The organism is uncultured Bifidobacterium sp., assembly GCF_945269915.1.
Taxonomy (GTDB): Bacteria; Actinomycetota; Actinomycetes; order Actinomycetales; family Bifidobacteriaceae; genus Bombiscardovia; species Bombiscardovia indica.
Genome location: NZ_CALYOY010000002.1, coordinates 69,226 through 79,074, shown reverse-complemented (window position 1 = coordinate 79,074; position 9,849 = coordinate 69,226). Strand labels below are relative to the sequence as shown.

At 61.2% G+C, this 9,849-nt stretch carries 9 protein-coding genes; 1 reads left to right on the top strand and 8 read right to left on the bottom strand.

Features of this window, described 5'->3' with window-relative positions:
* Positions 1 to 147: 147 nt before the first annotated feature.
* The 5 genes from Q0K62_RS00930 to lepA all read right to left on the bottom strand — a co-directional run bounded on the left by Q0K62_RS00930 (position 148) and on the right by lepA (position 6,205).
* Entirely contained in the window at positions 148 to 309 is a 162-nt protein-coding gene (locus Q0K62_RS00930) for a hypothetical protein (protein ID WP_297316106.1), read from the bottom strand.
* Positions 310 to 401: 92 nt separating this feature from the next.
* Complete coding sequence (locus Q0K62_RS00925; protein ID WP_297316105.1) at positions 402 to 1,049, bottom strand: hypothetical protein; 648 nt, start codon at positions 1,047 to 1,049, stop codon at positions 402 to 404.
* Positions 1,050 to 1,861: 812 nt separating this feature from the next.
* Entirely contained in the window at positions 1,862 to 2,233 is a 372-nt protein-coding gene (locus Q0K62_RS00920) for a hypothetical protein (RefSeq protein WP_297316104.1), read from the bottom strand.
* A gap of 686 nt (positions 2,234 to 2,919) precedes the next feature.
* Positions 2,920 to 4,326, bottom strand: a complete 1,407-nt coding sequence (gene hemW / locus Q0K62_RS00915; protein ID WP_297316103.1) for a radical SAM family heme chaperone HemW — start codon at positions 4,324 to 4,326, stop codon at positions 2,920 to 2,922.
* 1 nt (position 4,327) lies between these two features.
* Positions 4,328 to 6,205 carry a translation elongation factor 4 gene (lepA, locus tag Q0K62_RS00910; RefSeq protein WP_297316102.1) on the bottom strand — a complete coding sequence of 626 codons (1,878 nt, stop codon included), beginning with the start codon at positions 6,203 to 6,205 and terminating at the stop codon, positions 4,328 to 4,330.
* A gap of 144 nt (positions 6,206 to 6,349) precedes the next feature.
* Here lepA and rpsT point away from each other — a divergent pair, with 144 nt between their 5' ends.
* Entirely contained in the window at positions 6,350 to 6,610 is a 261-nt protein-coding gene (gene rpsT, locus Q0K62_RS00905; protein ID WP_297316101.1) for a 30S ribosomal protein S20, read from the top strand.
* 35 nt (positions 6,611 to 6,645) lie between these two features.
* On the opposite strand, the gene Q0K62_RS00900 is transcribed toward rpsT, so the two are convergent.
* From Q0K62_RS00900 to Q0K62_RS00890, 3 genes are all read right to left on the bottom strand, one after another.
* A complete protein-coding gene (locus Q0K62_RS00900; RefSeq protein ID WP_297316100.1) occupies positions 6,646 to 7,452 on the bottom strand; it encodes a TRIC cation channel family protein in 807 nt (268 codons plus the stop codon).
* Between the two features lie 166 nt (positions 7,453 to 7,618).
* Positions 7,619 to 8,746, bottom strand: a complete 1,128-nt coding sequence (locus tag Q0K62_RS00895) for a branched-chain amino acid aminotransferase (protein ID WP_297316099.1) — start codon at positions 8,744 to 8,746, stop codon at positions 7,619 to 7,621.
* Positions 8,747 to 8,958: 212 nt separating this feature from the next.
* A complete protein-coding gene (locus tag Q0K62_RS00890) occupies positions 8,959 to 9,600 on the bottom strand; it encodes a 50S ribosomal protein L25/general stress protein Ctc (protein ID WP_297316098.1) in 642 nt (213 codons plus the stop codon).
* Positions 9,601 to 9,849: the final 249 nt, after the last annotated feature.

Below are 9,849 nucleotides of genomic sequence, written 5' to 3'. Positions count from 1 at the left end.
TGCGCCATTCTTCGCCGCTGATTTGTCAGTATGCCCGCCCAAGGGCTCTTCGACATCCGTACTGACGGGTGCCCTCGCTCCTCCGGAATGGTCCGCTCGCGGATTCCTGTCAGGAATCAGGCCATCTCCACTGATCGGTCCTTACGCTCAGCTGTCGGCAGGTGTGTGGAGTACAAGCGCAATCTCCTTGACGCACCTGCACAAAGCCGGCAGGATCAGATGAGACAGGAACCCGCAGACGACCAGGATGACCGTAAGATAGAGCGCCAGACCCCAGCCCGCCTGCCAGAGGGTAGTGTGATTTTCCACAATGACCCCCCTCGATGGGCCGGCATGATAGTCGACGCCAACGGTTCCTGCTGAACGCTTGGCGGACAAGAGCTCACCTCGATCACCAACCTTCAGTGCCAGATCAACCGACAGAGCATCGCCATCCCTGGCCTGGATGTCCTGAGCCGCCTGATAGCGGCCGGCGGGACATTGCGGCAGGAATAGGCAATGATAACCCCGACATCCTTGCCATCCGTTGTGAACGCAGTGGCATCCCCCTCATCGGTCGACCTGGTCCACCTCTCGCTATGTTCATGCCAGACCATCCACAGACCCTGATCGTCCTTGAGCCTCAGGACCATGGGCGGGTACTCACCGACTCCCCTATCGTTCGTCATCGTGAACTTGAGCTTGGCAGAGGCACGGTGGAACACCCGTACAGTCTTCGTTGTCTCTTGGGTGCCGTCCGACCGTGCAATCGTAGAATCGAGTCGCAGGATAGGGTCTGGCCCCTCATCCGGCAAATCTGCCTGGAACCGGATGCCCAATGCAATCGGACCCTCCACGACGTCATCAAGCAGCTTGGTCAGATCCAACCTGATATGCCCGTCCGAATCAGGCTTGGCGGCGATCGTCGGGAGGAGGTGATCGGAACGACGGTCATTCGAGCTCCTCACATGCACATCGACATCCTGATCTCTTGTCAGGGTGAGTCCGACAAGGTCAGCATCCAACACCCAGGAAGTGGTCAGGGCATCACCGGGGAACCTGGCGATCACTTCCAGACCCCATCGTGTTTCATCACCTGTTTCTACAGGTATGACGGCTGAGGAATCATCCGGATTCACGCAGGATGTCATGGAATCGGTGAAGACGAAAGGCCTTGTCTCGGCGGTAGGGGCCGACGGGTGAAGACATGGCCGATCCTGGCGTCTTCGGTGATCCTATGGGACATCAATCCGGTTTCGGTGAATAATGGCCCCCCTCCATCATCCATGATCAGGTAGGCTCAGGCCTTCACCCGCACGGTCAGCGTGTCTCCCGAACCCTTGACGTGCAGTACGGGTTGGATGGCTCAGCTTGACTCCTGATCAGCAATAACGGTATTGACCGACCGGAGGATGCGTTCCCGACGGTCGAATCCCTCCCAGTTCTCGCACAACCTCCGCGGGGAACGACATTCGTCCGAGAAGAGGGCATCTATGGCGTCTTCCTGGACCGATAAGGCACCACTGAACAAAGGTCGTTCACCCTGTCCGAACACTTCCGGATCCACCTTGGTGACGGCCTGCCCGATTAACTCGGTGACCTTGCTGGGTTTTGAGCCTATCGGCAGTCTGGGGAACGCCACCTTTCATGGAATACCCGGTATATTCCTTCAGTCGGTAGAGGCTGAAGATGTGTACCCTGACCTGCTGTCCTGGGCTCGCATGGATGGTCAGGGGCAGGGTCGGAAGCTCCTGGTCATTGAAATTAGTGACTTCGGTGCCGCCCTTCGGCATGGTCGTGATGATCCTCCCCGCCACGGCGAAACAGCTCAGACAGACCGGAAGCAGACAGATATAGTATACCGAAGAAGACCGATGCCCTTTCATGAGGCCACCTTTGCGAAGAAAAGGCCGGTCGAGGAAAGTATGACCACGTTCAGTTCCAGGATGATGACCCAGACGGCCAACCACTGCCACCCTCCATGCCTGCGCTGCCCGACCATGTCAACGGCCTTGGAAGCATCCATGGGAAGCATGGCCGCACCGATGCAGAGTACTACCATGCCCGCCAGGGAGGCCTCCGACCTGCGGCCGAAGATGAAGGCGAACACCACCAGGGAGAACAGATAGAGGCATTGGAACGTGAATACCGTCATTCCAGCGGATCGGTCTTGGGTGGCGACCCTGATAAGGAGGAACTCGGCAAGGCACCAGACCAGGATGACCACCATCAGGATGTATCTGGGAGAGGGCATACCAGGGGTGTAGATAGATCCGGTCAAGGGGTGAAGACGCGGGCCCGCCTCCCGCCACCCCGTACCTGCTCAGAAGGGGGTTGGCTGCGACGATACCCAGGAGTGCGCCCATATACAACGTGGAGGAGAAGATGAACACGTGCATAACCCAGGGTCTACGGGAGGCCTGGACGATGAGCGGCGGAACCAGGAAAGAGACGGCACAGAGACACAGGAAAAGAGAAGGGACATCACACCCCCGGTCTGGTCGTTGATACCCGTACAGGCCAGGAACCAAGGCCTGAGGACGCTGAGCGAAGTGAAATCCAGACTGTAGCGGACCTGAATGGCCGCACTGGCAGCAAGGACCAGGCAGAGGGCAATGAAACGGATGGTCAGCCCCGTATAGGAGAAGGGGTTGGCCAACCGGTTCTCCCTCTCCCTGTCGCGCAGGTTCCTCCGCCTCTTCCTGGTCTTGGCAACAGGGTCCTCATCGTCCCATATCGGTCGACCCTTTCCGCTGGCTCCGGTCAGAAGCGGAACGTACAGCAGACGGTTCCCGACGGCGTAAACCAAACTGCTGAGCGAATTCGCCATGGAACCAATTTCCCTCTCGTGTGCCTTTGCCCCGATGGATTCTAGAAGAGTCGAGTGGATGGACGATCACCGGATCGGAGACAGGGTTCAATAAGCACAAGCGCCATCCCTCAGGCGTCGATTGATTCCAGGATCCGTTCGATAACCAGATCGTTCAGCAACCTGCCTTGTCGGGTGGCCACGATACGTGAACCGTCCGTATGGATGAGGCCCTGATTGATCAGGTCGTCGATGGTTCCGGGACTGGGACGGAAACCGGTTCTGGTCTCCAGCTTTTCCAGGTCAAGGCCCTCACGCATCCGCAACCGTAGCATGACTGTCTCTTCCAGGTCCTGGGAAGAGGTCAACGTTTCGGCACCCTGCCATGGAATCAGCCCCCTCAGCATGGTCGAGGCCCACGCACGGGGGTGTCTGATATCCCAGGACCGAATCGAAGCACGGGTCAACCCTTCTGCCCCGGGCACGGATTGCTGCCACCATGGGTCCAGGGGATACGAATTCATTTTGAACGGGCTCGGAAGATCGGCATCCCCCTTCCCCTGCGACTCCGGAAGTACATGCTCCCGGCCTTCCACCGGAAGCGTCCTGCGGAATCCCGGCGATAGGGCACTTTCTCCTGTTCCATCCTCACAGGTACTTCCCGCCTTCACCGGTTCGGCTTCCACGGACAGATAGTGTGAGTGGGCACCCGGCCCTATCCCGGCCCAGTCCACATTGCGCCAGTATCCCAGGTTGTGTCTGCACTCGTGTCCGGGCCGGGCCCAGTTTGAAATCTCGTACCAGTCCAGACCAGCCCCCGTCAAAAGGTCATCGGCCAACTCGTACATGGCGGCCTCGTCGTCATCGTTCGGTCGGGGCATACGACCGGTGGCCACGGCACGGCCCATCTTCGTGGTCGGCTCCAGGGTCAGGGCATAGGCCGAGACATGGTCCACCCCCAGGTCGATGGCCGCCTCCAGGCTGGTCCGCCAATCCGCCAGGCTCTCACCTGGTGTTCCATAGATCAAATCAACGCTGGCCTCCAGACCCAGGGCCCTGGCCGTCTCGACGTTCGCGGTCACATTGGCGGGGGTGTGGGTCCGGTCCAGGGTCTTCAGTACATGGGGAACCGCCGACTGCATCCCAAAGGAAACCCTGGTGAACCCATCCTGTATCAGGGTCTCCAGATACGCGGCGTCAACCGTATCCGGATTGGCCTCCGTCGTGATTTCGGCCCCATCCTCCAGTCCCCAAAGGTCCCTGGCCGCCCGGACCATGCGGCCCAGGTCGTCCGGTGGAAGGATGGTGGGTGTTCCGCCTCCGAAGAAGATGGACGAGATGGCCGGTTCGACGATGCCTCGGGACTCCTGCCAGGCCTTGGACAGCTCCATCTCACGTATGGCCAGGTCGGCGTAGTGCTTCCTGCTGGCCCCTCCGCCCAGGTCGGTGGCCGTATAGGTATTGAAGTCGCAGTACCCGCAACGTCTCAGGCAGAAAGGCACATGGATGTAGACCTCGAAAGGAGGCCGTTCCCCCATCTCAGCCCTCCTTCTTGGCTGCTGCGCGAATCTTGTCCTTGGTATCACGGTCTGTGGCCTGCTCGGTGCTCAGGGCGGCGATGAAGGCCTCCTGGGGTACTTGCACATGACCCAGCATCTTCATCCGCTTCTTGCCGGCCTTCTGCTTCTCCAAAAGCTTGCGCTTACGGGTGATGTCCCCGCCGTAACACTTGGCCAGCACGTCCTTGCGGAGGGCGCTGATGGTCTCGCGGGCGATGATCCTGGACCCGATGGCCGCCTGGATGGGGATCTCGAACTGCTGCCGCGGTATGAGTCTGCGCAGCTTCTTGGTCATCATGACCCCGTAGGAGTAAGCCTTGTCCTTATGGACAATGGCCGAGAAAGCGTCGATCTTCTCCCCCTGGATGAGAATGTCGACCTTGACCAGGTCCGCAGACCGGCTGCCCGCACTCTGGTAGTCCAGACTGGCATACCCCTTGGTGCGGCTCTTGAGCTGGTCGAAGAAGTCGAAGACGATCTCTGCCAGGGGCATTGTGTAATGCATCTCCACCCGATCCGGACTCAGGTACTCCATGGTCCCCATCTGGCCACGGTGGTCCTGGCAGAGCTCCATGACCGACCCGATGAACTCCTTGGGGGTGATGATGTCGGCATTTACCACCGGTTCGGTGATCTTTTTGACCTTCCCCTCGGGAAACTCACTGGGGTTCTTGACCAGGAGCTCGGTCCCATCCTCCATAGTCACCTGGTAGGTGACATTCGGGGCCGTGGCGATCAGATCCATGTCGAACTCACGGCTCAGGCGCTCGGTCACGATCTCCATGTGAAGGAGGCCCAGGAAGCCGCAGCGGAAGCCGAAGCCCAGAGCCACGGAGGTCTCGGGCTCATAGACCAGGGCCGCATCGTTGAGCTTGAGCTTGTCCAGGGCATCCCTGAGCTCGGGGAACTGGGCGTTGTCAATCGGGAAGAGCCCGGAATAGACCATGGGTTGGGGATCCTGGTAGCCGGGAAGGGGTTCATCCGCCGGACGGGCTTCGTCGGTGACCGTGTCGCCCACCTTGGACTGGCTGACGTCCTTGACCCCGGTGATCACATAGCCCACCTCGCCCGCACCCAGGGCCTTGGTCGGGATCATATCGGGGCTGATCACGCCCAGCTCGATAGGGTCGTGGACCGTGCCCAGGCTCATCATCCGGATCTTTCGGCGGGTCTTGAGCTCCCCGTCCATCATGCGGATATAGGTGACGATACCCCGGTAGGAGTCGTAGACCGAATCGAAGATCAGGGCACGGGCCGGGGCCTTTGGATCACCCTGGGGAGGCGGCACCTCCTCGACGATCCTGTCTACCAGTTCATGCACACCCTCGCCCGTCTTGCCGGAGACGCGCAGGACCTGGTCCAGGTCGCACCCGATCAGGTTGGCGATCTCCTCGGCATGCTTGTCGGGCTCGGCCGAGGGAAGATCGATCTTGTTCAGAACGGGGATGATGGTCAGGTCGTCGTCCAGGGCCATATAAAGGTTGGAGAGGGTTTGGGCCTCGATGCCCTGGGTGGCGTCCACCAGGAGGACAGCCCCCTCGCAGGCCTCCAAGGCTCTGGACACCTCATAGGTGAAGTCCACGTGGCCCGGGGTGTCGATCATGCCCAGGGTGTACTCGGTGCCGTCCTTGACCCAGGGTAGGCGGACGGCCTGGGACTTGATGGTGATCCCCCGCTCCTGCTCGATGTCCATCCTGTCCAGAAAGCGGTCGTGCATCTCGCGCTGGGGTACGATCCCGCTCAACTGCAGGATCCGATCGGCCACGGTCGACTTGCCGTGGTCGATGTGGGCGATGATGCAGAAATTGCGGATCAGCGACTGGTCGGTGAATCCTGGTTGATTCTTGACATGCTCCACCGGGCTGTGCTCCTATCTCAGTTTGGATTACCGATTCTAGCCGATGCCCTGGGCGAGTGGCCCTTCCGGCCAGCCCCTCTTTTCCTTGACCCGTGCTAATATGTAGCCTTGTCTGTACAGATACACACATCGTTTGGAGCAACATTGGCAAACATCAAGTCGCAGAAGAAGCGGGTCATCACCAACGAGAAGGCACACCTGCGCAACAAGGAGGTCAAGAGCGCCATCAAGACTTCCGTACGTTCCGTACGCACGGCCGTGGATGCCGGTGACAGGGAGGCCGCCCAGGCCGCCTATCGGGTCGCCGCCCGTCGTCTGGACCAGGCCGCCGGCAAGGGTGTGATTCACCGCAACCAGGCCGCCAACCGCAAGTCCGGCCTGGCCACCGCCATCAACGCGCTCTGACCTATCGGGGCTTCGGCCCTACTGGACCATCATCCTCAGCGCTGGGATGATGGTCTTTTTTTCTTGGACCCATCACGCCGGTGGGTCGACCGCCTGGAAGAGATGGTCACCTTCAGGTCGGATCTGCCCCCCAGCATGTGGCTGATGGCGGCGCCGATCTGCTCATCACTCATGGGCAGGTGGGCCTTGCTGCGTTCGACCGCCCCGGGGACGACGATGTCGAAGCGGACCGACAGGAACCGCAGGACGACGACCAGAGCCACGACCGACAGCTCCAACAGCATCTCCACCTGGGTGGTGTAGAGCCCCCGCTCCCGGAGCCGCACCACCACCAGGGTCAAAAAGCATCCGATCAGGGAGGGCAGGGCGTACCAGTGCTTGTCCTGGATGACCGCCGGAACCTGATTGAGCAGGACGTCACGCAGAAGGCCGCCGGCCAGAGCCGTGGCCATCCCCAGGAAGATTGCGGTCATCCCCCCTGTCCCGCAGCCCAGGGCCTTGGCCGTGCCATTGACGGCGAAGGCACCCACGGCCATGGCATCCGAGACGATCATCTGCCACTTCATCCGGTCGATCTCCGGATGGGCCACGGCCACGACCAGGCCGGACAGGATGGTGGCCAGGACCGATCCCTTGTCGGTGATCCCCACGGGCGGGACCAGACCTAGGAGGACGTCACGGACGATTCCGCCTCCCAGGGCCGTTATCCAGGCCACCAGGAGGATGGACATGATATCGAACTGCCTCCGGACCGCCGCCAGGCCACCGGCGAGACCGCAGCTGAAGATACCCAGGTACTCGATGGCCACGAAGATCAGGTTGCCTTCCAAGACGGTCTTCATGCCCTGCCTTTCCATGCGGCCGGGAGGTGCCGGCGACTGCTTTCCGGTCCAAGCCTAACCAAGGTCCGTCCGCCACATGCCGGTTGTGGCAGGCCAAGATCGACCATGCAAAACGGCGGGCCGGTATTCTACGGAATACCGGCCCGCCGTCCGATTGAGGAAAGTCTCAGCAGACCTTCCACATCCAGTTGTGCGGATCCTCGATCTCACCCAGCTGGATGCCCAAAAGCTCGTTGCGCAGGTCCATGGTGACCTGGCCGGAGCCGCCGTCGGCCACCTGGACATCGAACTCCTCCGACTTGAAGCGGCCGATGGGCGTGATGATGGCGGCGGTGCCGCAGGCGAAAACCTCGGTCACCTCGCCGGACCTGATGTCATCCAGAAGGTCCTGGAGGCGGATCATGGTCTCGACCACGTCACGGCCGTGGTCCTTGGCCAACTGAATCAGGGAGTTTCTGGTCACACCGGGCAGGATTGTACCGGTCAGGCTGGGGGTCTCCAGGTGTCCGTCCTTGTGGACGGTGAACATGTTCATGCCACCCAGCTCCTCCAGGTAGGTCCTGGTGGATGCGTCGACGAAGCAGACCTGTTCGCAGCCGTGCTCCTTGCCGCGGTTCTCCCCCAGGAGGGAGGCCGCATAATTGCCGCCGCACTTGGCGAAGCCGGTGCCACCGGGGCCGGTGCGGAACCATTTGTCCTCGACCCAGATGCTGACCGGCTTGACGCCGCCCGCGAAGTAGGGACCGGAGGGCGAGGCTATGACGCAGTAATCCACCTCATGGGGTGCGCGGACGCCCAGGAAGGGCTCGGAGGCATACATGAAGGGACGCATGTAGAGCGTGTACTCACGACGGGTGGGTACCCAGGCCGCGTCCTGCCTGACCAGGGCGGCCACCGATCCCAGGAAGTCCTCCATATCCAGAGGCGGGAGGGCCAGACGCCTGGCGGAATTGTGGAAGCGCTCAGCATTGGCATCGGGGCGGAAGAGCCAGATGGAACCGTCACCATGGTGGTAGGCCTTCAGTCCTTCGAAGACCTCCTGGGCATAGTGGAGAACAGAGGCACCCGGGTTCAGGGCCAGGGGGCCGTAGGGCTCGACCCGCCGGTCGGACCAGCCACCATCCCGGGTCCACCTCATGTGTGTCATATTGTCGGAAAAGAGCTGTCCGAAGGCCGGCTTGTCGATCAGCCTGGCCCGCTCTTCATCGGTGGCCGGGTGGTCGTTGGGCTCGACCGGGAAGGAATCCGCCATCCTGCTCAGGACTGCCGGTTCGTGATGTGATTGCTCTGCCATTGTTGCCACTTCTTCTCACTGCTGGTTGGGTTGTTGGACGCTGCGCTTATGGCGACTGGCGTTTAAGGGAACTATGACATAGCCGATCGGATGCGGAGTTTTGCGTTTCACATTATGACCGGCCCCTCTACCGGCCGCCTTGGGACGGCAGGAGGGCCGGGGAGCGACAGGCGCCCACCCGGCCCTCGAAGGTGCAGAAGTCCGAAGGGGGCTCACTCAGCCGATTCCTCGGAGGAAGCCGCTCCCTCGCCCTCGCCCTCGCCAGCGGCAGGGACGGCGGCCTCGGTCTCGGCCGGGTTGGTCAGGGTCTCCTCCTTGGGGATCTCGACGGTCACGATGGAATCCTCAAGGTCATCGATGATCAGTTCGGAACCTTCCGGCAGCTTGATGTCCTTGGCGAGGATCCTGTCACCGTCGGACATGCCCTCGACACTGATGTCAATACGCTCGGGCAGGTTCGATACGTCGGCCCGGACCTGGAGGTTCTGGGTGTCGATGAAGGCCACTGCCGCACCCTTGGTCTCGCCGTTGATGAAGACGGGGACCTCGACGGTCACCTTCTCGCCGGCACGGACCTCATAGAAGTCGATGTGCTCGACCTGGCGCTTGACCGGGTTCCGCTGAACGTCCTTGACCACGGCCATCTTGGTCCTGCCGTCGAACTCGATGCTGAAGAGGGCGTTGGCACGGCGCAGGGCCAGGGTGGTCTCACGCATGGGAAGCTTGATGTAGTCCGGCTGGGCGCCACCGGCATAGATGGTGGCGGGAATCTGTCGGGCCACACGCATGCGGCGGGCAGCTCCCTTGCCGAACTGGTCGCGGACTTCACCCTTGAGCTTCAAGGTATTGGGCATTCTCATTCCTCCTTGGTTGATTGAGGGACCGACCAGGGCCGATCCTGGCGCATCGCCGCGTCGGATTCCTGGGCCGTCCGGTAAGGAGGTCGAAGACAATCACGCCGAGTCGATTACGGAGACGGAGAGTCTCCCTCGCCAAAGCAACCCTGCCACTATACCACCACCGGTGCCTGATGCAAAGACGAAGGCCGGGGCCGGATTTTTCCTAGACCACGAGTATCCTTGTCGTATCTGATTGCGATAAGG